Origin of the sequence: Bradyrhizobium sp. DN3, from assembly GCF_041357655.1 — a bacterium.
Classification (GTDB): domain Bacteria; phylum Pseudomonadota; class Alphaproteobacteria; order Rhizobiales; family Xanthobacteraceae; genus Bradyrhizobium.
On record NZ_JAULLN010000040.1, the window covers coordinates 20,217 to 40,584 of the forward strand.

At 64.4% G+C, this 20,368-nt stretch carries 18 protein-coding genes; 3 read left to right on the forward strand and 15 right to left on the reverse strand.

What is annotated here, in order from left to right; translation table 11 throughout:
• Window positions 1-25 precede the first annotated feature (25 nt).
• Entirely contained in the window at window positions 26-877 is an 852-nt protein-coding gene (locus AAE027_RS35885; protein WP_370990610.1) for a class I SAM-dependent methyltransferase, read from the reverse strand.
• Between the two features lie 319 nt (window positions 878-1,196).
• Between AAE027_RS35885 and AAE027_RS35890 the strand changes: the two genes are divergently transcribed.
• Together AAE027_RS35890 and AAE027_RS35895 are read left to right on the forward strand one after the other, a co-directional pair.
• On the forward strand, window positions 1,197-1,973 hold the full coding sequence (locus AAE027_RS35890) for a hypothetical protein (RefSeq protein ID WP_370990609.1): 777 nt from the start codon (window positions 1,197-1,199) through the stop codon (window positions 1,971-1,973).
• Between the two features lie 92 nt (window positions 1,974-2,065).
• Entirely contained in the window at window positions 2,066-2,908 is an 843-nt protein-coding gene (locus tag AAE027_RS35895) for a hypothetical protein (RefSeq protein WP_479714263.1), read from the forward strand.
• 67 nt (window positions 2,909-2,975) lie between these two features.
• Here the strand turns inward: AAE027_RS35895 and AAE027_RS35900 are convergent, their stop codons facing one another.
• From AAE027_RS35900 to AAE027_RS35935, 8 genes are all read right to left on the reverse strand, one after another.
• The gene (locus AAE027_RS35900; protein WP_370990607.1) at window positions 2,976-3,815 is read right to left on the reverse strand and encodes an SDR family oxidoreductase; all 840 of its coding nucleotides are present in this window, start codon (window positions 3,813-3,815) and stop codon (window positions 2,976-2,978) included.
• A 14-nt stretch (window positions 3,816-3,829) separates the two neighbouring features.
• Window positions 3,830-4,591, reverse strand: coding sequence for an SDR family NAD(P)-dependent oxidoreductase (locus AAE027_RS35905; protein WP_370990606.1), 762 nt, complete (start codon window positions 4,589-4,591; stop codon window positions 3,830-3,832).
• A complete protein-coding gene (locus tag AAE027_RS35910; RefSeq protein ID WP_370990605.1) occupies window positions 4,588-5,436 on the reverse strand; it encodes a sugar phosphate isomerase/epimerase family protein in 849 nt (282 codons plus the stop codon). The genes AAE027_RS35905 and AAE027_RS35910 overlap by 4 nt, the downstream gene beginning before the upstream one ends.
• Window positions 5,433-6,197, reverse strand: coding sequence for an SDR family oxidoreductase (locus AAE027_RS35915; protein ID WP_370990604.1), 765 nt, complete (start codon window positions 6,195-6,197; stop codon window positions 5,433-5,435). Before AAE027_RS35915 ends, AAE027_RS35910 begins: the two co-directional genes overlap by 4 nt.
• Window positions 6,190-6,879 (reverse strand): acylneuraminate cytidylyltransferase family protein, encoded by a 690-nt coding sequence (locus AAE027_RS35920; protein WP_370990603.1) that lies wholly within the window; start codon window positions 6,877-6,879, stop codon window positions 6,190-6,192. Before AAE027_RS35920 ends, AAE027_RS35915 begins: the two co-directional genes overlap by 8 nt.
• Window positions 6,879-8,798 (reverse strand): N-acetylneuraminate synthase family protein, encoded by a 1,920-nt coding sequence (locus AAE027_RS35925; RefSeq protein ID WP_370990602.1) that lies wholly within the window; start codon window positions 8,796-8,798, stop codon window positions 6,879-6,881. The genes AAE027_RS35920 and AAE027_RS35925 overlap by 1 nt, the downstream gene beginning before the upstream one ends.
• 22 nt (window positions 8,799-8,820) lie before the next feature.
• A complete protein-coding gene (locus AAE027_RS35930; protein ID WP_370990601.1) occupies window positions 8,821-10,197 on the reverse strand; it encodes a GHMP family kinase ATP-binding protein in 1,377 nt (458 codons plus the stop codon).
• A 402-nt stretch (window positions 10,198-10,599) separates the two neighbouring features.
• Complete coding sequence (locus tag AAE027_RS35935) at window positions 10,600-11,823, reverse strand: phenylacetate--CoA ligase family protein (RefSeq protein ID WP_370990600.1); 1,224 nt, start codon at window positions 11,821-11,823, stop codon at window positions 10,600-10,602.
• A gap of 89 nt (window positions 11,824-11,912) precedes the next feature.
• On the opposite strand from AAE027_RS35935, the gene AAE027_RS35940 reads away from it, so the two are divergent.
• A complete protein-coding gene (locus tag AAE027_RS35940) occupies window positions 11,913-13,064 on the forward strand; it encodes an AGE family epimerase/isomerase (protein WP_370990599.1) in 1,152 nt (383 codons plus the stop codon).
• Window positions 13,065-13,076: 12 nt separating this feature from the next.
• Here the strand turns inward: AAE027_RS35940 and AAE027_RS35945 are convergent, their stop codons facing one another.
• From AAE027_RS35945 to AAE027_RS35970, 6 genes are all read right to left on the reverse strand, one after another.
• On the reverse strand, window positions 13,077-13,916 hold the full coding sequence (locus tag AAE027_RS35945; protein ID WP_370990598.1) for an ABC transporter ATP-binding protein: 840 nt from the start codon (window positions 13,914-13,916) through the stop codon (window positions 13,077-13,079).
• Between the two features lie 163 nt (window positions 13,917-14,079).
• A complete protein-coding gene (locus tag AAE027_RS35950) occupies window positions 14,080-15,363 on the reverse strand; it encodes an ABC transporter substrate-binding protein (RefSeq protein WP_370990597.1) in 1,284 nt (427 codons plus the stop codon).
• 43 nt (window positions 15,364-15,406) lie between these two features.
• Entirely contained in the window at window positions 15,407-16,480 is a 1,074-nt protein-coding gene (locus tag AAE027_RS35955; protein WP_128932711.1) for a branched-chain amino acid ABC transporter permease, read from the reverse strand.
• A gap of 3 nt (window positions 16,481-16,483) precedes the next feature.
• Window positions 16,484-17,377: a branched-chain amino acid ABC transporter permease gene (locus AAE027_RS35960; protein WP_091891860.1), complete on the reverse strand. Its 894-nt coding sequence runs from the start codon at window positions 17,375-17,377 to the stop codon at window positions 16,484-16,486.
• Window positions 17,378-17,576: 199 nt separating this feature from the next.
• On the reverse strand, window positions 17,577-19,508 hold the full coding sequence (locus AAE027_RS35965) for a long-chain fatty acid--CoA ligase (protein WP_370990596.1): 1,932 nt from the start codon (window positions 19,506-19,508) through the stop codon (window positions 17,577-17,579).
• Complete coding sequence (locus tag AAE027_RS35970; RefSeq protein ID WP_130214938.1) at window positions 19,505-20,368, reverse strand: ABC transporter ATP-binding protein; 864 nt, start codon at window positions 20,366-20,368, stop codon at window positions 19,505-19,507. The genes AAE027_RS35965 and AAE027_RS35970 overlap by 4 nt, the downstream gene beginning before the upstream one ends.

Genomic DNA, 20,368 nt, shown 5'->3' on the forward strand with positions numbered 1-20,368 from the left:
TTGCCCAGTCGGGAACCGGCGATCTTCAATTGACGTTCGACGGGTCGGCCGGACGGCCAACGATCAGGGAGCCGAGCGTGAACAGATCCTCTTCGGAGAAGCCTCTGAAGCATGGTGCCAATCGTTCCAGGATATGGCGCTCCGGCGGCCGGCGGTCGGGCTGATCACTGAGCAGTTCAAACCCGGCCTCTCTAAATAGCTCCAGATATTCGCTGTGGCGCAAACGATTGACGTATTGGAAGCGCGACTGGAAGGGCGTCCAATCCTCCTCGGAATAAGTCAGGAAGTTGAACGAGCTGATGGACGGATCGAAGCCTTTGAAGTGGTCGCCATAGTCGATTTGCATGAGGACCAGTCCGTCAGGACGCACAATGCGCCGCAGCTCCTTCAAGATTGCCGCGATGTCGGTCTTGCGAATGTGCTCGAGCGTTTCGACGGAGACCGCGCAGTCGATCGAAGCGGCCGGCAGACCCGTCGTCCGTGCATCGGCTGGAGCGCGATAGTCGATCCTCCACGACCGTTCGAGATCGTCCAGGGAATTGATGTCGGGGTGGCTGGTGCCGCAGAGTCGGGCAATGATGGCGGCATTGGAGCGGATCAACTCCGGCTTGGCCAAGCGCTCGATGTCGACGGTGATGAAGCGCCGGGCTCCATGCGCGCTGAAGGAGAGCGGAATGATCAGGTCGCGCCCTGCGCCGAACTCGAAGCAAGTCGAATCCCGTAGCGGCCGCAGACTGTACGCTTCGTGAACGGCCAGCAGCCGCTGCGCAAGCGTATAGACGGATTTGACCTGTTTCTCGGGCCGCGGCAACCGTCGCGTGACGTAGCGCTGCAAGGCGTAGTGAATGTCTTCGCCAAAGGGGATGTTCGACAGCACCGAGAACGCTCGCGCCTTTGTCTGCCAGCGCATGTCAGTGGTTCCTCGGTTGAATGGAGCCAGCTTCGGTCATCGGGAGCCGCATGAACAATGCAAGGTTGTAGGAGCGGGCGCAATCGCGCCCATCGAACGAGGCCGTCCTCCAGACTGCTGAGCGTGCTCGTGGCGAGCTGTGTTTCCGACCCGCTCGGTGTGGCGCCATTCCCGGTTGATTCCACTGTCGGCTGAGCGTAAACAGACCCTCAAATTACGTCGAAGTTTTGCATGCGGGCCGGAACATCGCGTATGATTTGTAGAATGCCGCCGGTTGGTTTGGTCTGTGCCGGTCCATTGCTCTCCCGCCGAGTCTTGTCGAATGTCCGGTGAACTGCAGATTGGAGAGGCCGTCGCACGAGGCTATCCGCCCGCCGTTCTTTACTTGCGGAATGACGAAACCGTCACGACGGAAGTCTGCGCATTCAACTACTTCTCGGTCTTCATGAAGGATCATCCGGAAGTGGATGCTCATGTCTGGCTCTTCGACGGAGCGGGCAAGCCGGCCGGCTATTTCCACAGGGAGCTCGGCGTCAACGGACAGCTGCAGTTGCAGACGTCGGAGCTGTGTCCGCGCGTTTCGGGAACGGTGGCGATGGCGCTGATACCGAAGCATGAGACCAAGCTTCGTCCCGGACGGAAGGTGACCACCGGCTATTACGCACAATATTTCTCGCAGCATGGCGCGGTGACATTGTCGCACGAGCGCGAGCCGGTCGCGGCGGCGCCGTTCCCGACCTCCGCCTGGATGCAGTCCTATCTCACGCGCCTCCTGAAAGAGTCCGGTGTGGTGCTGGTGAACTCCTGCATGGCGTCAGAAGGAGCCTCGGTGGGGACGGCCCGCCTCATGGCCCTGGACGGCACCGCATTGGGCGAGCGTGAGCTTCCGGAAATCGCGCCGATGGGCGCCGTCCGCATCAGCACGCTGGATCTTTTTCCCGAGGCTGAAAGATTGATCGGCACGAGTGAGGGATTCGCCCTGGAGTTCAAGGGCACCAACATCGCCAGTCCGTTCAGCTATTATGAATTTGCCAACGGCAAATTCAGCCTTCATCATTTTTAGGGACTGCGTCCGTGCCCCGTTTCCCGTCCAGTCCTTGGAAGCCTCACGAGCCCCGATTCATGTTCCCGACCTTTGCGGGTATCGAATCGCGCATGGGTTTCTCGATCCCTGCCTGGTATCGTCCGGTCGATATCAGGTATCTCCGCAGTCTCATTGCCGGCAGCCTGCGCAAGAACTTTCGCGAGACGGTCAAGGATCTCGTTCCTGAGCTCGCCAGCCTGATCGCCTCGGGCTTCAGCAAGAAGCTCAGGTTCAAGCTGCACATCCTGTCGCGCGACGGCGATTACCGGGCGACCTACGAATTTCCGGAAAACTATTCGCCGGGCGCCTCCGTCGAGGTCGAGCTATCGCGCCTGTTCGCCTCGCTCAAACTGCCGCAGGACGATTATCTGGTCATCGCTGTGATGTCGCGCGGACGCATGGACGGCTTTCGCTCCTCGCCTGCGAGCTATTCGATGACCTATGTCGATCAGGACAATGTCGCAATCTACCGCACCGGTGCGTTTGCCCGGCCCCTGAACGAGGGCAGACTCAAGGCGCATGTCGGGTTCACCGGGATCAATCCGAAGATCATTGCGACCGGCGACATCGTCAGCAGCCTGATGCTGATCAATCACTCCTCCGATCCCGAATATGCTCATGCGGCGCGACCGACGTCGAAGCTGATCCGCGAGGATGGCGAGCAGATCGAGGGCGACTTCGGTGAGATTCCGCCGCTGGGCGCGCGCGAGATGTCGGTCGTGGACATGTTCGGCAGCCGCGTGTTCGATTTCCTCAAGCCGTTCGGTGGCCGCGGGACGACGGTCACCGCCTGCAGCGGGGTCACGCTCGCGAGCCTGCACTTGCAGCGTACCAACGACAACCGGCGGACGCTGCTGGGCATCGAGCACTCGCGCCCCGCGCACATGAACCTCGCCGGCATCCTGCAGCATTAGGGAAATCGCTTCATTCGGAGCGCAGGGCAGTGCAGTCTCGCCGTCGTTATGAGCGGCGGCGCCGCGGCTACCACACGCTTCTCCCGCCATCCATGACGAGATTCTGCCCGGTCATGTAGCTCGAGGCATCCGAGCAGAGGAACTGGACCGCGGCTCGGTATTCGTCGACATCGGCCATCCGGCCCATCGGAATCAGGCGCGTCAGCCGCTCCACGAAAGCGGGATCCTGGTTGTTGAAGACGCCGCCCGGCGAGATCGCGTTGACGCGCACGCCGTGATCGGCCCAGTAGGTCGCCAGATATTTCGTCAGCCCGATCAAGCCGTGCTTGATCACCGAGTAGGTCACCGGCTTCACCGGCTGTTCTTCTTCGCGTGTCACATGCGGCTGGCGGTAGAGCCGCTGGTCCGGCGCGATCACCCCGAGATCGGAGGCGATGTTCAGAACCACGCCGCGGCCGCGTTTGGCCATCTCGCCGCCGAACACCTGCGCGCACAGCATCGCGCCGGTCAGGCCGACTGCGATTTCGGTCTGCCACTGCGGTACCGGGAACGCCTCGAAGCGCGAGGAGTGCGTGACGCCGGGCGCGGAGGTCACCTTGGGGTCGATTGCTGCGTTGTTGACGAGGATGTCGACGGTGACGCCGCGGCTTGCAAGCTGCTCGTGTGCGGCGCGCACCGAGTCGAGCGAAGTGACGTTTATCTCAAGCGGGATCAGATCGGCCGCAGGTGCGACCTGCTTCAGCGCCGCCACGCCGGCTTCGGCCTGCGTCATGCCGACATCGCTGACGACCACGCGCGCGCCGGCTTCCGCAAGCGCCGCGACATGCTGCTTGCCAAGGAGTCCGCCGGCCCCGGTCACGAGCGCGGTCCGTCCGGTCAGGTCGTAGCGAGAGAAGGGGTTTGCCATCGAAGGGCTCCTGTTCAGCTTCTGAGCTGGCCGCCATCGGCCACCACGACGCTGCCGGTGATGAAGGCGGCGCGCGGCGAAGCAAGGAAGGCAACGACGTCGGCGATCTCCTCGGGAGTGCCCAGTCGGCGCAGCGCCACTTCGCGCTGGAGCATGTCGTCGACCGCCTGCTTGTTTTCGGCGATCTTGCGCGCCCAGGTGCCGTCCGGGCTCAAGATGTTCCCCGGGGCGACCGCGTTGATGCGGATGCCCTCCAGTGCCAGCGGCCGCGCCAGTCCGCGCACGGTCGCGTTCAGGGCTGCCTTCGCACCGTAGTAGGTCACGGGCGCGCCAAGCGCGGCCATGCCGGCGATCGACGAGATGCAGACGATGGCTCGGTCGCCGTTACCGCCCGCCATCAGCGGCCGGGCAGCCTCGATCATGTTGGTCGCGGCGAACAGGTTGAGATTGATCACCCGCGACCATTCCGCCGCGGTTTCCTGGCCCGGCGGCACGGAGGCGCCGCTGCCGACATTGCAGATCAGGACATCGAGCCGGCCCCATTGCTTCCCGACGCTCGCGACCAGCGCCTTTGCCGCGACCGGATCCGTGACGTCGGCGACATGGACCGAGGCGCTGCCACCGACCGCCGCCCGTGCGGCATCAAGCGCGTCGGCGCCGCGCGCGGCGAGCGCGACCTTTGCGCCCTCGGCGACAAGCGTCGCTGCGATCGCAAGCCCGATCCCACGGCTGGCGCCGGTGACGAGAGCGACGCGATCGTTCAGCTCGAGTTTCATCGCGCGGCGTCCTCGATCCAGCCGACCGTCATGTCGCGATATCTGGCCAGCGCGCCGGCATGGTCACCGTCGGCAGCGCGCGCGGTTTGCAGGATGTACTGCCCCTTGTAGCCGGATCGCTCGATCAGCCGGATCGTCCTGGCGAGATCCGCATTGCCGGTTCCGAGCGGGACGGTGGTGCCGCCACGGATGCGGTCCTTGACGTGAACATTGAGGATGCGCGGCGCGTAGGCGCCGATTTCCTCGTCGCTGTCATAGCCGAGCGATGCGCTGTTGCCGCTGTCGTAGTTGATGCCGAACACATCGGCCGGAAACGCCTCCATGAACCGGGCGAGCTCGCGCGGGGGCAGATCGGATTCGAAGACGATCTTGACGTTCCGTCTTGCGAGCGTCTCCGAGCGCGCGAGCAGCACGCGCTTCAACGTATCGCTCTCTCTCTCTCGCTCGATCTTGCCGTTGTCGACCAGCGGGATCACGACGAATTCGATTCCGATGCGGCTACAGGCGGCGATCAAGAGGTCGAGATCGGCGACGAGGGCATCGCGCACGACGGCATCGACCTTCCAGAACGGAGCCTGCATGAAGCAGTCGCCGGTCAGGCTCGGGATGCGCACGCCGTTCTCGCGCGACAGCGCTAGAATCTCCTGCTGTCCCGGCTCGGTCGTGAGCGGATTCTCGCGCAGCCGCTCCTGGTCGATGGTCCATTCCATCCGCGTCAGGCCGAGTTCCTTCGCGCGCGGGAATTCGTCACGCCATTCGTTCCACGGAAACGCCTGGATCTTGCCGTCGACGAGCGCCGACAAGCGTCCCTGCATGAAGCCGATGCGTTGCAGCGTTGCGGTCACGATTTGCTGTCCGAACTGATGGCGAGGCCTTTGGCGATCCAACCGCCGTCGACGAAGATCTCCTGGCCGGTCATATAGGCGGAGGCTTCCGATGCGAGGAAAACGGCAGCTCCCACCATGTCGGCTGGCTGCCCCCAGCGGCCGAGCATGGTATGGCGGCGCCGATCCTCGTGCATGACAGGATCGGCGAAACTCTTAGCAGTCATCTCGGTCGCGACATAACCCGGTGCGAGCGCGTTGACGCGGATGCCGTCGGGCGCATAGTCGGCGGCGAGCGCGCGCGTCAGCCCGGCAAGGCCGGCCTTCGCCGCCACGTAACCGGGATTGCCGGGAAAGCCGCGGACAGAATTGATGCTGGTGACGTTGACGATCGCGGCCGAGCCCGCGTTCTTCAGCAGCGGATGGGCGGCAAGGATCGTGGCATAGACGCCGGTGAGGTCGGTTGCGACCGTCGCACGGAACCGCGCGAGCTCGCTTTCGGCGCTTTGGGCGGGAAGACTGATGCCGGCGGCATTCACGAGTGCGTCGATGCGCCCGCCTCTTGCCGCAATGATGCGGAACGCGCTTTCGATCGCCGCATCATCGAAGAGATCGCAGGCAATGGCGCTCACGCCCTGCGGCGCGGTCCCGGACCGGCTGAGCCCGAACACTGTGGCCCCCGCATCTTGCAGGCCACTCGCAATCGCCGCGCCGATGCCGCGCGAAGCGCCGGTGACGACCGCGATCTTGCCTGCGAGGGAAAACGCGCCGAGATCAGGCATAACCGTAACTGCGCATGATGGCGGCGCATAGCTTGACGTCCTCGGGACGGTCGATCTGGAACATCTTGTGACGCTCCATCACGTGAAAGCCGATCTTGCCGCCCAGGCGATTGCTCTGCTCGCGCAGGAGTGAGGGAATGAGAACGTAGAACGAGCCGTTTTCCAGGTAGCGCTTTTCGATCTGTTGCCGCATCCGGCGATTGCGGAAATCGTAGTTGATCGGTTCCGGGCCGTTGGCGCCGATCCGCCAGTTGAAGTAATCCTCGACCTCGCAGACTGAGAGCAGGCTGTCGAGGTGCTCGCGGTCGAAGGTCTCCAGCGCCCGTTCGATGTCGGCGGATTCGCGGATCGGCGAGGTCGCCTGGAGCGCGACGATGCGCTCAAAGCGCCCGAGGCGCGCGTCGACGGCTTCGAGCGCGTGCAGCCAGGCGGATTCGGAGGAGGCGAGATCGCCCGAAATGTCGTCGGGCCGGCGCACGCCGACGGCGCCTGCCGCTTCGGCCGCGGCGAGAATCTGGTCGCTGTCGGAGGAGACTGCGACCACATCGACGCCGCGCGCGGCGCGCGCCTGCTCGACCGTCCAGGCGATCAGCGGCTTGCCGCAGAGATCGAGCAGGTTCTTGTGCGGGATGCCCTTGGAGCCGCCGCGTGCGGCGATCACGGCCAGCGTCTTGCGCGCCATCAGATGTGCCCCTCGAGACGCTCGAGCGCGGTCCAGAAGCCTTCGCCCATGTTCTTGTGGCCCTGCCATATCTCGGGAATGAACGACGCGGTCGGCGCATGCTTGCGCAGCACCTGTCCGATCTCGTCGAAATCGATCTCGCCTTCGCCGATCTGGAGGCCTTCGCCGTCGAGCCCCTTGGCGTCGCCGAAATGCAGATGCGCGGTGTGCGGTCCGAGCTGGGCGAGGCCTTGCGCGAAGTCGAAGCCGAAATGATTGGCAGCGAGCTTGGTGTGGGAGATGTCGACGCACATGCGCAGATCGTGCTCGGCGCAGAACGCGGCCGACTCCTCCGGGAAGATGAAGATGTTCTGGTGACGCTGGCCGCCGAAATGCCAGGGGAACGGCGCCATGGTCTGCGGCGTCAGCTCGACGCCGTCCATGTCGAGCTCCGTCAGGCTCTGAGCAAAGATGCGGTAACGCTCGGCCTTCGCCTCCGGCGGCAGCGGCTCGTCCATCGTGAAGCCGCCGATATTGGCGACGATCGGCGGACGCTCGGTCTTGGGGAAGAATTTCTTCAGGCTGCGGGTGATGTCGATCACCGCCTGCGTCTGCTCCAGCGAGTACCGCCGCAGCGCCTCGTCGGGAGTTGCGAGGTCCATCAGCTTGGAGCCGGCAAACAGCTCCGGCGCGTGCACGACGAAACCGAGATCATAGGTGCCGGAGAGATAGGCCGCAGGATCGCGCTCCATGTCGCTATAGCTGAGATGGAACTCGATGATGTCGGGCTCGCAAATCTCCAGGAAGCGCTCGGTGTCGTGATAGCGCACCGGCACGCCCCACGGGCGGTCGAAGCGGTAGCGCCGCGCTTTTGCGGCGCCTTCGTCGAGGTCGCTCTGGAAGAAATAGTCGTCGGCCGCCATCGTCCGCGTCAGCTTGCGGCCGAGCAGCGCCGGCATCTTCAGCGGCGACAGGCCCTGTCCCGGGCTCTTCACCGCAATGTCGCTCTCGGAGATCATCGTGCCGGCCGGAAGGTCGCGCGCGGCCACCAGGCTCTTCGCGAGATTTTCACGGTTGATCAGTTCGCCCTGACTTAGCGCGCGTTCTGCGAGCTTCTCGCCGCGCGCCGCCTCGACCTCGTGGATGCTGGAGACGAGTGCCTTGAATTCCTCGGGCTCGAGGCTCGCGGCATGATCGGGGCCTTCCATCTCGCGGTCGAGCGTGATGTGGCGCTCGATGACGACGGCGCCGAGGGCCACCGCGGCGGTCGAGACGGCGATGCCGCGCTCGTGGCCGGAATAGCCGACGGCGGGATGAATCTCGCGCAGCGTCTCCATGAAACGCAGATGGATGTTGTGGAGCGCGGCAGGATAGGTGCTCTGGCAGTGCAGGAGCACATAGCCCGCATTGCGGTCGTCGAGGAATTTCGCCGCGGTCTTGATCTCGTCCGTCGTGCTCATGCCGGTCGAAACGATCAGCGTCTTGCCGGTGGCGGCGAGGCAGGCGAGCAGCGGCAGGTTGGTGAGATCGGCCGAGGCGACCTTATAGGCTTGCACGCCGAAACCTTCGAGCACGGCGACGCTCTTCGCGTCCCAGGGCGTGCAGAGGTACTGGATACCCTTCGCTGCGCAATACTCAGCGATCTTCTTCTGCTGCGCGGTCGGCAGTTCGAAGCGGCGCAGGAGATCAAGCGTATATTCGACGGCGAGGTCGTCGTCCTTTCCGGACAGGCTCGAGGCGCGATAGACCTCGTCGAGCTTGCGCATCTGGAATTTGGCGCAATCGGCGCCGGCCGCGACCGCGGCATCGACCAGCGCGATGGCGCGGTCGAAGTCGCCATTGTGGTTGTTGCCGATCTCGGCGATGACGTAGCAGGGTTGGCCATCGCCCAGAAGACGGTTGCCGATGCGGACCGGAGCAGGCTGTTTGGGCGATGTCATCAACATTCTCGTCTCATATGCGTCAGGCCAGCCGCGCGGGAAAGCGCGACTTCCACGTCCGCAGCCCGTTCTCCTCAAACATGATGCGCGAACAGCGATGTCCTTGCTGTTCCAGCGCGGCGATGAGCTGGTAACGTTCGAACGGACGTACGAAGAACAGGAAGTAACCGCCGCCGCCGGCGCCCAGCAGCTTGCCGCCGACCGCGCCGTGCTGTTTGGCGAAATCGTAGATCGCATCGATCTCGTCCGACGAGATCTTCGAGCTCAGCTTGCGCTTGGCGTGCCAGGCCTCGTCGATCAGCCGGCCGCATTCCAGGAGCTGGCCGCGCAGCAGATGCCGCCGGATGTGGCGCGTCACTTCCTTCTGCTTGGCGGCCGCGGCGACGGCGTCGCTGGTCTCGTGCTGGGCCTTCTGGTCGCGGTGAATGGCGCCGGAATCGCGGCCCGAGCCGGTGTAGCAGAGCACCAGGCTCTCTTCGAGCTCGGCGATGATGTTGGGATCGAGCCGAAGCGGCACGATGGTGTTCTGATCGGAGAAGAACTCCATGTGATTGAAGCCGCCGAACACGGTGGCGTACTGATCCTGCCAGCCGCCGGGGATGTTGAGCATGAGCCGCTCGGCCTGGAACGCCATCTCCGCGATCTCGTGGCGGTCCCACTGATCCCCACGGAATTCGTTGAAGCAGCCGATGATCGCGGACGAGACCACCGCCGAGCCGCCGAGGCCGGAGCCGACCGGGAAGTCGGCCGACACTTCGAGCTCGAATCCGTAAGTCGGCTTGATCAGGCGTACGACCGACTTGATCAGCGCGAGATCTCCGTCCGTTCCGAGCTCTGCGAGATTGTCGGCCTCCACGGTGCGGCGGAAGTCGTGCGAGTAGATCCGGATGCTGGGATCGCTCCGGCGCCGCAGCGTCGCGTGAGCGTACATCTTGATCGTGGCGTTGATGACCGCGCCTCCGTCATTCGCCACGAAGTAGTGCGTCAGGTCGGTGCCGCCGCCGGAGAAGCTGATCCGCACCGGCGAGCGGGCGCGCGCGAACACCTCGCTCTCTTCCGACAGGTTGAACAGCTCGCGGCTGAACACGTCGACCAGCCGTCCCTCGCCATCGAGGATCGGCACCACGTGCACGCGCTGGTCGAGCAGCTTGAGGATCTGCTCGCGCGGTCCGCCGGTCCGCGCCCAGACGAAGTTGCGATTGATGCAGCTCGCAACCCGGTCCTGGATCGTGGTGCCGGTCAGCATGCGCCTGCGGATGTCGCCGTCCGTCACCGCGCCGACGATTCGTCCGCTCGCGTCCTGCGCGAACAGGATACCGAGCATGTTCGCATTCAGGCGCCGGAAAGCTTCCTCAATGGTCTCGGTTTCGGCGATGGTGACGAGGGTTCGTTCAAGCACGTTTTGGGATCCAGGAAGGGCCAATTTCAGGCCATATCGTTACAGGGGTGGTAATACGGGAGCGGCTGGGGCGATGCAAGGTTCCTGCGCCCGGGGCCATTACGCCAAAATGGCACGCGTCAAGCGTTTCGGCCGCAGTGGCCGATTTACCTTGGCCGCAGCTTTTATGGAAGGCTTCCGTAGTGGGCCCACACGAAATGGACGTGATTGGAATCAGCTCGGGGATCGGATCAAGTACGGGCATCACGATGGTGCGCGGTGCTGCTGCGACGGCGAGTTGATCTCGGCCGCGGAGGAAATGCGCATCACGCATCCAGGGCGTCCATGCCGACAGCAATCCGCTCGACAGTCGCCTGATCGGTGAGTTCGCGAAAGCGACCTCGCTGTCGAAGTCAGTTGAAGTCAGCGCTCGTCCGCGATCACCTTGCCGTCGTTCGGCAGCACACCGGGGCTGACCAGCTCGACGTTGCCGCCGAGCTTCGTCACAGCACGCAAGGTGCCGGCGATCTCCTCGCGCAACGTGTCACTCGCGGCCGTCGTTTCCGCTTTCAGCGTCATTGCGTCGGTCTCGCCCTGGCGCGTGACGACGAGACGTAGTCGTCCGAGCACGGAATGGCGCTTGCCGATCTCGGCGACCTGCTCGGGCCGGACGAACATACCCTTGACCTTGGTGGTCTGGTCGGCGCGGCCCATCCATCCCTTGATGCGCATGTTGGTGCGTCCGCACGGGCTGATGCCCGGCAGTGTCGCGGTGAGGTCGCCGAGCGCGAGCCGGATCCAGGGATGGTGCGGGTCGAGCGAGGTGACGACGATCTCGCCGACATCGCCCGGCGCAACCGGGTCCCCGGTGCCGGGCTTGACGATCTCCATGATCAGGTCCTCGTTCACGACCATGCCCTCACGGGCCTCGGTCTCGAAGGCGATCAGGCCGAGATCGGCGGTGCCGAACGCCTGGTAGGCGTCGATGCCGCGCGCCTTGATCTCGGCCTGGAGCGAGGGCGGAAACGCCGCGCCCGAGACCAGGGCGCGCTTGATCGAGGAGACGTCACGGCCGGCGCTTGCTGCGGCATCGAGCAGGATCTTCAGGAAATCCGGCGTGCCGCTGTAGCCGACCGGCCGGTATGCCTCGATCAGCTCGAACTGCTGTTCGGTATTGCCGGGACCCGCCGGGATCACGGCGCAACCGAGCGCGCGTGCCGATGCATCGAAGATGAAGCCGCCAGGGGTAAGGTGGTAGCTGAAGGTGTTGAGCACGATGTCATCGGGGCGGAACCCAGCTGCGAACAGCGCCCGTGCGCCGCGCCAGGGGTCGGCCTGGCGTCCCTCCGGCTCGAAAATGGGCCCAGGGGAGGTGAAGAGGCGGGCGAACGACCCCGGCGCGGCCGCCACGAAGCCGCCGAAGGGCGTGGAGGCCTTGTGCAGGGCCGGCAATTCCGACTTGCGCAGCACCGGCAGGCCCGCCAGTGCCTCTCTCGACCGCACTGAGGCGGGGTCGAGGCCCCTCAGCCGCTCGGCATAGGCTGGAGCGGCCATCGCGCCGCGCAGGACCCCCGGCAGCCGGGAAAACAGCTCGGCCTCGCGCGCGCCCTGGTCGCGCGTCTCGAGGGCGTCATAATGGGCGGTCATGGCTGATCTTTCCGGGTTGGCATGGTCCGTTGCACGCCGCCGCCGGCATCGGTATCAGACGGCCATTGGCGAGGCTTGAAGGGGACCCGATGGCGGACGAAGGAATTATTGCGGCGAACGAGGCGGCGGACGTCGTCGCGCGCCTGAAGCGCCGCATGATCGAGGAGGCGCTGCCGCTGTGGTCGAGCGTCGGCTGGGATCACACCACGGGCGGTTTCATCGACCGGCTGCACCGCGAGGGCACGGCGGACGTGGCCGCGCCGCGGCGCGTGTTCGTGCAGGCGCGCCAAATCTACTGCTACGCCAAGGCCGCGCAGATGGGCTGGTACCCCGAGGGGCGCGCCATCGCGCTGAAGGGGTTGGAGCATCTGCTGGCCAAAGCGAAGGCGCCTGACGGCCGGCCCGGCTATGTGCACCGGCTGACGCCGGAGGGGACGGTGCTGGATGCGCGGCGCGATGCGTACGATCACGCCTTCATCCTGTTTGCCCTCGCGACGGTCTACGCGCTCGACCAGGATGCGCAGGTCCGCGCCGAGATCGACGCGCTGCTCGCCTTCCTCGACGGCCATCTGCGCTCGCCGCATGGTGGCGTCCACGAAGGCCTTCCGGTCTCGCTGCCGCGCCGACAGAACCCGCACATGCATCTGTTCGAGGCGATGATCGCGTGCTTCGACGCCACCCACGATCTGTCGTTTCAGAACCGTGCCGGCGAGTTCTTCGCGCTGTTCCTCGCCAATCTCTATGACAAGCGGAAGTGTGTGCTTGGAGAATATTTCGAGGAGGACTGGTCGAAGATCGAGCCGATCAGCGTCGAGCCGGGTCACCAGGCGGAATGGGTCTGGCTTCTGAAGGGTTTCGAGCGCATCACGGGATGCCCGACAGGGCAGCGGCGCACCGAACTGCTGGCGACCTCGCTGCGCTACCGCGACGAGGCCACGGGCTGCCTGATCGACGTGGGCGATGACGCCGGCAACATCCGCCGCAGCACGCGTCGGCTGTGGCCGCAGACTGAGATCGCGAAGGCGTGGATCGCGCAAGCCGAGTCCGGCGAGGCGGGCGCGGCGGATGAAGCGCGCGCAGCGCTGGTGAGGCTCGAACGGCATTATCTCAGCCATCCCGTGAAGGGCGGCTGGTACGATCAGTTCGACCGCGACGGCAAATCGCTGATCGACACCATTCCTGCGTCGTCGTTCTATCATGTTCTCTGCGCAGTCACGGAAGCGGAACAGGTGCTGGGCTAGGCTCGTCGTGGATCACAGCCAGCGCTTGCGCCGCTTGAAGCTCTTCAGGTTCTTGAAGCTCTTGCGCTGGTCGCCGGCGCCGCCGAGGTAGAATTCCTTGACGTCCTCGTTGTCGCGCAATTCGTCCGCGGTGCCGTCGAGCACGACCTTGCCTTGCTCCATGATGTAGCCGTGACTCGCCACCGAGAGTGCGGCGCGCGCGTTCTGCTCGACCAGCAGGATGGTGACGCCGAGGTCGCGGTTGATCTTCTGGATGATCGAGAACACCTCCTTCACCAGCAGCGGCGACAGCCCCATGGACGGCTCGTCCATCAAGATCATCTTCGGACGCGCCATCAGCGCGCGGCCGATCGCAAGCATCTGCTGCTCACCGCCCGAGAGATAACCGGCAAGGCCGGTGCGTTCCTTCAGGCGCGGGAAGTAGTTGAAGACCATGTCGAGATCGGCATCGACCTCGCGGTCCCTGCGCGTGAAGGCGCCGAGCCTGAGGTTCTCCAGCGAGGTCATGTCGGCGACGATGCGCCGGCCCTCCATCACCTGGAAGATGCCGCGGCGCACGATCTTGTCGGGATCGATGCCGTTGATGCGGTGGCCCTCGAACAGGATCTCGCCACGCGTGACCTCGCCGTCCTCGGTCTTGAGTAGGCCCGAGATCGCCTTCAGCGTCGTCGACTTGCCGGCGCCGTTGGCGCCTAACAGCGCCACGATCGCGCCCTTGGGCACATCGAGGCTGAGCCCGCGCAGCACCAGGATGACGTCGTCATAGACGACCTCAATGTTGCGCACGCTGAGGAGGGGCGGGGCGGGCACGATGCTGGGATTGGGGCGCGTTGCTTCGGCGGTCTGGGTCATGCTTCATAACTCTCCACTGTCGTCGCCCGGCTTGACCGGGCGACCCAGTATTCCAGAGACGCCGAAGTTTCACGGATATGCTGCGGCGTACTGGATCCCCCGCTCCAGTGCGCGTTGCGCACAAGGCGGGGGATGACGATGGTGCGTGAGGCGAGCCGCGGGCTCACCATCCCAGCAATTCCGGCTTGCGCGGTAGTTCGACGGTCTTGACCTTCTCGAGCTTGATCGTGCCCTTGGCCATGAGGTCGTTGAGGTCGCCGTCGGTCGCACCTGAGACCTTGGTGCGATAGAGATCGACCTTCAGCGTGCCGCGGTGATCCTTGTCGGTCCAGGTCGAGGGATTGCAGACGCCGTCCATCCCGGCCGGCACCCAGTCCTTCTTCTGGTAGAAGCCCTTGGCGACGTTCTCCCCGGTGGCGCCGCCGTTCTTGGCGGCCCAATCGAGCGCTTCTTTCATGTACAGCGCCGAGCAGACAGCCGCGACGTAGTGCACGGGGCGATAGACCTTGCCGGTGGGATCGGACATCTTGGAGATCTCCATCAGGGTCTTCATGCCGGGCGCATCGCCGCCCCAGCTCACAGCGGTGCGCAACGGGAAGATCACGCCGTTCGCAGCATCGCCCGCGGTCTTGGCGGCGTTCTCGTCCATGCCCCAGACATTGCCGAGGAACTGGACCTCGACGCCCGCGGTCTTGCAGGCCTTCATCACCGAGATGTTGGAGGCCGCGGTGTTGCCGAGATAGGCGTAGTTGGCGCCCGAAGATTTCAGGCTGAGGCACTGCGCGCTGTAGTCACCCGGCGAGAGCGCGAACACCAGCGGAGGCAGCACCTCGAAGCCGAGCTCCTGTGCCATGGCTTCGCCGGCGGCCTTCGGCGCGTTCGGATAGGGATGGTTGGCGCCCATGTGCACGAACTTCGGCTTGCCGGACTTGCCCTTGGCCTTCCAGTCCTCGGCCGCCCACATCAGCATCGCGCGCAGCGAGTCCGAATAGCTCGGGCCGTAGAAGAAATTGTAGGGAGCGGGCTTGGCCTTGCCGCTGACGCCTTCGGGATCGGTCAGTGCGGCGGCATAGGAGCCGGACATGTCGGGAATCTTGTCCTGTGCGAGGAAGCCGGTCAGTGCCTCGGTGTCCGCGGTGCCCCAGCCCATGATCGCAGCGACCTTCGAGTCCGGCGCCGACCACTTCTTGTAGAGCGCGATCGCCCGCGGCACCTGGTAGCCATAGTCGTTGGTGTCGACGTTGAGCTGCTTGCCACCGACGCCGCCGTTCTTGTTGACCCAGGCGAAGGTATCGGTGACGGCCTGTCCATAGGGCGTGCCGACGTCGGAGGTGCCGCCGGAATAATCGGCAAGATGTCCGAGCGCGATCTGCGCCTGCGCGCTTGCCGAGAATGCGGCGATCGCAAGCGCGAGTGATGCGGTGCTCAAAAGGGACTTCATCGTCATGGGGTCGGTTCCTCCTGTTATTGTTTAAGTGAAGTTTCCGCGCTCAATGCGAGAACGGGTAGAGTTTCCAATAAGCCTTGATCTGCCGCCAGCGATGCGCGAGCCCATCGGGCTCGAACATCAGGAACGCGATGATGATCACCCCGATCGCGATCTCGCGCAGGAAGGTGATGTTGGTGTTGAGCGAGAGCGCCTTGTCGATCGCGCCGCCTTTCAAATGCAGACTGAGGAATTCCATCGATTCCGGCAACAGCACCACGAAGGCGGTCCCCATCAGCGTGCCCATGATCGAGCCGGTGCCGCCGATGATGATCATGGCCAGGAAGAGGATCGAGCGCTCGATGCCGAAACCTTCCTGGGAGACCACGAGCTGGTAATGCGCATAGAGCGCACCGGCGATGCCGGCGAAGAACGCGGCGAGGCCGAACGACAGCGTGCGGTACTTGGTGAGGTTGATGCCCATGATCTCCGCGGAGAGATAATGGTCGCGAATCGCCACCAGCGCGCGGCCGTCCCGCGTGCGCATCAGATTGGTGACGAGGATGTAGCTCGCCAGCACATAGGCCAGCACCACGTAGAAATACTGCCTGTCGCCGCGCAGCGTGTAGCCCAGAATCGAGAACGGCTCGGCGCTCGCCGGCACCGATCCGCCCGAGAACCATTCGGCGCGCGAGAAGAAGTCGAGCAGGATGTATTGCGCGGCCAGCGTCGCGATGACGAGATAGAGCCCCTTCAGCCGCGCCGCCGGAATGCCGAAGATCAGCCCGACCAGCGCGGTGACGATGCCGGCGAGCGGGATTGCGAAGAACACCGGAATCGGCGCGTTGTTGGAGATATAGGCCGAGGTGAAGGCGCCGAGCAGGAAGAACGCGGCGTGGCCGATCGAGATCTGGCCGGTGAAGCCGACCAGGATATTGAGGCCCAACGCCGCGATCGAGAAGATGCCGATCTGGATCAAAATGCTGAGCCAGTAGCCGCTGAAGAATTGCGGTGCGAGGCACAGCAGCAGCACGCCGGCGATCGCAAAATTGCGGCTGGTCGTGGTCGGGAAGATCGTGGTGTCCGCGGCGTAAGTGGTGCGGAAATCACCAGCGGGGATGAGGGCAGGGCCGGCCATGGGTCAGATCCGCTCGATGTCGTGGGTGCCGAACAGGCCGTAGGGCTTGATCATCAGCACGATGATGAGGACGTAGAACGGCGCGATCTCGTAGAGATTGCCCCAGTGCAGATATTCACTGTCGACATATTGCGCGACGTTTTCGAGTAGCCCGATGATGATGCCGCCGAGCACGGCGCCGCCGACGGAATCGAGCCCGCCGAGGATCGCTGCCGGAAACACCTTTATGCCGTAGGCCGCAAGGCCGGAGGACACGCCGTTGACCACCGCAACGACGACACCTGCGACGGCCGACACCGTCGCTGAAATCGCCCAGGCCATCGCGAACACGCTCTTGACGGAAATGCCGAGCGACTGCGCGACCTGCTGGTTGAATGCGGTGGCCCGCATTGCAAGGCCATATTTGGAGGCGCGGAAGAACCAGGCCATGCCGATCATCATCGCGACCGACACCACGAGGCTCATGACATAGACGGTCTGGATCTGGAGGCCGAACAGGCTGACCGATTGGCTCTCGAACACGCGCGGGAACGGCTGCGGATTGACGCCGAACATCCATTTCAGCGTCGCCTGGAGCACGGTGGAAAGGCCGATCGTCACCATGATCACCGAGATGATGGGCTCGCCGATCATCGGCCGCAGGATCAGGACCTGGACCGCGATACCGAACACGAACATGAACACCAGCGTGATCGGCATGCCGATCCAGAACGGCACCTGGTATTTCGCCAGTAGCGCCCAGCACACCCAGGCGCCGACCAGCAGCAGCTCGCCTTGCGCGAAATTGACGACCTGCGTCGCCTTGTAGATCAGCACGAACGACATTGCGACCACGCCATAGAGCGTGCCGACCACGAGGCCGTTGACCAGGAGCTGGAAGAGGAAGGCGGTGTTCATGCAGATATGCTCGCTGACAAATCCGGCGCGCTCTTCCCCTCTCCCCTTGTGGGAGAGGGTGGCTTCGCGAAGCGAAGACGGGTGAGGGGTCGTCTCGGCAGCAACGATGTGGAGAGAGGACCCCTCACCCGAGTGAGGGTGTGGTCGGCTGCGGAGATGCCCTCTCCCACAAGGGGAGAGGGCGCATCGGTAGACTGTTTCACTCCGCAGCCTCCGCCATGTGCCCATGTCCGTCCAGGTCCACCACGCGCAGCGTCGTGCGGACGCGCTGCGTGGTGCCGTCCTGGAAGCGGATCACGGTGTCGACGGGGATGTCGGCATCGCCGCGGTAGATGGCGTCGATGATCCCTGCGTATTTCTCGTTGATGACGCCGCGGCGCACTTTGCGGGTGCGGGTGAGCTCTCCGTCGTCGGCATCCAGCTCCTTGTACAAGAGCAGGAAGCGTGAGATGCGCTGCGCCGGCGGCAGCGTCGCGTTGACGGTCTCGACCTCCTTCTGAAGCAGCGCGTAGACCTCGGGGCGCGAGGCGAGGTCGCTGTAGGTCGTGAACGAGAGTCGGTTCTTCTCTGCCCATTTCGAGATGATGGAGTAGCGGATGCAGATCATGGCGGCGAGCGCGTCGCGTCCGGCGCCCAGCACCACGGCCTCCGCGATATAGGGCGAGAACTTCAGCTTGTTCTCGATGAATTGCGGCGAGAAGCGCTCACCGCGCGAGGTCTCGGCGAGATCCTTGATGCGGTCGATGACGACGAGCTGCTTGTTCTCGTTGAAATAACCGGCATCGCCGGAACACATCCAGCCGTCCTTGATGTCGGCGACGCTGGCCTCGGGGTTCTTGTAATAGCCGAGGAACATGTTGGGGTGCCGCACCACGATCTCGCCGACGCCGTGGACGTCGGCATTGTCGATCCGGATCTCGACGCTGTCGGCCATCGGTACGCCTGTCGTGTCAGGATCGACCTTGCCCTCGGGATGCAGCGTGTAGGCCCCTAACAGCTCGGTCTGGCCGTAGAGCGTGCGCAGCGGCACACCCATCGCCTGGAAGAACTTGAAGGTATCAGGGCCGAGCGCCGCGCCGCCGGTCGCGGCCGAGCGCAGGCGGGTGAAACCGAGCCGGTCGCGCAGCGCGCGGAACAGGATCGCGTCGGCAAAACCCGAGCGCTTACCCTGCGCGAGTGCGGCCAGACCCGATTTCATTCCGACGTCGAACAGACGCTGCTTCAACGGCGTAGCGTCCATCACCTTGGCGCGGACATCGGCGGCGATCGATTCCCAGACGCGCGGCGCGAACAGCACGAACGTCGGCGCGATCTCGCGCAGGTCGTTCATCATGGTGTCGGGCTCTTCGACGAAGTTGATTTTCATCCGGCACAACAGGCCTTTGCCGAGCACGTAAACCTGCTCCATGATCCAGGGCAGCGGCAGCACCGAGACGTACTCGTCGTCAGGTCCCTTCGGATCGAAGGCGAGATAGGTCGCGCAATGGCCGAGCACGCGCCCGGCGGCGAGCATCGCGAGCTTCGGGTGTGAGGTGGTGCCCGACGTCGTGCAGAGGATCGCGACGTCCTCACCCTTGGTTGCATCCACGAGCCGGTCGTAAAGCTCCGGCTCCCGAGCGGCGCGCGCGCGGCCGAACTCGGCGAATTTTTCGGCTGACATCAGCCTGGGATCGTCATATTTCCGCATGCCGCGCGGATCGGAATAGATGATGTGCTTCAACTGCGGCACGCGCTCGGCAAGCGCGAGCAGCTTGTCGACCTGCTCCTCGTCCTCGGCGAAGACGAGCTGTGCCTCGCCATAGGTCAGGAGATAGGCGGCTTCCTCGTCCAGCACGTCGCGATAGAGCCCGAGGCTCAGCCCGCCAACGGCATGGGTCGCGATTTCAGCCGCGACCCAGTCCGGCCGGTTGTCACCGATGATGCCGATGACGTCGCCGCGGCCGAGGCCGAGCTCGACGAGCCCGAGCGCGAAGTCGCGCACCCGCGCCTGGTAATCGTTCCAGGTGAACAGGCGCCAGAGCCCGAGATCCTTCTCGCGAAGCGCGATCTCGTTACCATGCTCCTTCGCGTTGAGCCGGAGCATCTTGGGATAGGTGTCGGCCTGCGCAACGCGTCCTGCGTAATCCATCATGCCGCGCTCTCCTGCGCCGGCGGGGCGTCGTCCGGATCGACCAGCACCTCGTCTTCTTCACCAAGGTAGGCGCGTTTGACGTGGGGATCGGCGAGGACCGCCGCGGGATCGCCTTCGGCGATCTTCTTGCCGAAATCCAGCACCATGACGCGGTGGGAGATGTCCATCACCACGCCCATGTCGTGCTCGATCATCACCACCGTCATCCCGAACTCCTCGTTGAGATCGACGATGTAGCGGGCCATGTCCTCTTTCTCCTCGAAGTTCATGCCGGCCATCGGCTCGTCGAGGAGGATGAGGCGAGGCTCCAGCGCCATGGCGCGGGCGAGCTCCACGCGCTTGCGCAGGCCGTAGGAGAGGGTGCCGGCGGTGGCTTTTCGCACCGATTGGAGATCGAGGAAGTCGATGATCTCCTCGACCTTGCGGCGGTGCTCGAGCTCCTCCTTGCGCGCGCCGGTGAGCCAGTACAGCGAACCCGTGAGGAAATTGTTCTTCAGCAGGTGATGGCGGCCGACCATGATGTTGTCGAGCACGCTCATATGGTGGAACAGCGCCAGATTCTGGAAGGTGCGGCCGATGCCGAGCGAGGCGCGGGCAGTCGGCGTCAAACCGGTGATGTCGCGGCCCTGGTAGAAGAGCTGGCCTTCAGTCGGCTTGTAGCGACCGGAAATACAGTTCACGATCGAGGTCTTGCCGGCGCCGTTGGGGCCGATGATCGAGAACAGCTCGCCTTCCCTGATGGCGAAGCTGACATCGGTCAGCGCACGGACGCCACCGAATCGCAAGGACACGCCGCGCACTTCGAGACTAGCCACTAACAAATCCCTCCCGGTGATGGCGCATTCAGTGGCGCTCTTCAT

Coding starts and splice junctions, on each gene's coding strand:
- AAE027_RS35895 (WP_479714263.1), top strand. CDS start 2,066: ATGGGTTTCTCGATCCCTGCCTGGTATCGTCCGGTCGATATCAGGTAT.
- AAE027_RS35900 (WP_370990607.1), bottom strand. CDS start 3,815: ATGGCAAACCCCTTCTCTCGCTACGACCTGACCGGACGGACCGCGCTC.
- AAE027_RS35905 (WP_370990606.1), bottom strand. CDS start 4,591: ATGAAACTCGAGCTGAACGATCGCGTCGCTCTCGTCACCGGCGCCAGC.
- AAE027_RS35915 (WP_370990604.1), bottom strand. CDS start 6,197: ATGCCTGATCTCGGCGCGTTTTCCCTCGCAGGCAAGATCGCGGTCGTC.
- AAE027_RS35920 (WP_370990603.1), bottom strand. CDS start 6,879: ATGGCGCGCAAGACGCTGGCCGTGATCGCCGCACGCGGCGGCTCCAAG.
- AAE027_RS35925 (WP_370990602.1), bottom strand. CDS start 8,798: ATGACATCGCCCAAACAGCCTGCTCCGGTCCGCATCGGCAACCGTCTT.
- AAE027_RS35935 (WP_370990600.1), bottom strand. CDS start 11,823: ATGACCGCCCATTATGACGCCCTCGAGACGCGCGACCAGGGCGCGCGC.
- AAE027_RS35940 (WP_370990599.1), top strand. CDS start 11,913: ATGGCGGACGAAGGAATTATTGCGGCGAACGAGGCGGCGGACGTCGTC.
- AAE027_RS35945 (WP_370990598.1), bottom strand. CDS start 13,916: ATGACCCAGACCGCCGAAGCAACGCGCCCCAATCCCAGCATCGTGCCC.
- AAE027_RS35950 (WP_370990597.1), bottom strand. CDS start 15,363: ATGACGATGAAGTCCCTTTTGAGCACCGCATCACTCGCGCTTGCGATC.
- AAE027_RS35955 (WP_128932711.1), bottom strand. CDS start 16,480: ATGGCCGGCCCTGCCCTCATCCCCGCTGGTGATTTCCGCACCACTTAC.
- AAE027_RS35960 (WP_091891860.1), bottom strand. CDS start 17,377: ATGAACACCGCCTTCCTCTTCCAGCTCCTGGTCAACGGCCTCGTGGTC.
- AAE027_RS35965 (WP_370990596.1), bottom strand. CDS start 19,508: ATGATGGATTACGCAGGACGCGTTGCGCAGGCCGACACCTATCCCAAG.
- AAE027_RS35970 (WP_130214938.1), bottom strand. CDS start 20,368: ATGAAGAGCGCCACTGAATGCGCCATCACCGGGAGGGATTTGTTAGTG.